The following is a 461-nucleotide window of genomic DNA, read 5'->3' on the forward strand; positions in this document are numbered from 1 at the left end:
GTCGAACTCCGGCGCTTCCTTCAGCTCGACATCGCCGGGCGATCCTACACTGTGAGCCAGCACGCCAGCGGCGAGAATCTCGAGCTGGTTGAGGCCGGTGCCGCGATTGGCGAATTTCGACGAGACGACCTCGCCCTGCTCGGTCACCCGCATGGTTCCGGCGACGGTGCCTGCCGGCTGCGCCGCGATTGCCCGCCCGGTCGGCGCACCGCCACGGCTGACGGAGCCGCCGCGGCCGTGGAAGAAACTGATCCTGACCTTGTGCTTGCGCCCGATCGCCGCGAGGCGCTTTTGCGCTTTTGCCAGTTCCCAATTGGAGGCCAGGAAACCGCCGTCCTTGTTGGAGTCCGAATAGCCGAGCATGATTTCCTGGCGCGCGCCGAAATCTTGCACCGTGCGCCTCACCAGCGAAACGCCGAGCAATCCGTTCAGGATGCCCGGGGCGGCCTGCAGATCGGCGA

Annotated in this window: 1 protein-coding gene; it reads right to left on the reverse strand. The window is 66.4% G+C overall.

Annotated features, from left to right (window positions below):
* The coding region (locus EOA33_RS38370; RefSeq protein ID WP_127407873.1) for a phosphoenolpyruvate carboxylase at positions 1 to 461 on the reverse strand (461 nt) is incomplete at both ends.

Origin of the sequence: Mesorhizobium sp. M4A.F.Ca.ET.050.02.1.1, assembly GCF_003997725.1 — a bacterium.
Classification (GTDB): Bacteria; Pseudomonadota; Alphaproteobacteria; order Rhizobiales; family Rhizobiaceae; genus Mesorhizobium.